The 264-nt window shown below is 34.5% G+C and carries 1 protein-coding gene; it reads right to left on the reverse strand.

Annotated features, from left to right (window positions below):
* Window positions 1–264 (reverse strand): hypothetical protein (locus GJQ66_RS14940; RefSeq protein WP_230379627.1); only part of this gene is annotated, 264 nt, incomplete at both ends.

Raw genomic sequence — 264 nt, forward strand, 5'->3', positions numbered from 1 at the left:
AAATATGGTTTATTATAAAAAGGAGTATAAGCATATCCATATTCATCATACTCAACATACCAACAATCGTGGTAAGTGTGACCCTTCACACCACAAGAAAAACATAATGGAGCTTTTCTAGTTTTAAAATTCTGCTCAACATGAGATTTCTTCTTAGTTTCCGAAGATCGAGCTAAAGGGACATTTGTTATATCCTCCAAATATGGTTCGGAGGCTCTTACAAATATGTCTTTAGTTCCATTTGAAGTGGAAGGTATGCTATTG

The sequence above is a fragment of the Microbacterium sp. ZXX196 genome (genome assembly GCF_009709595.1).
GTDB lineage: Bacteria > Actinomycetota > Actinomycetes > Actinomycetales > Microbacteriaceae > Microbacterium > Microbacterium excoecariae.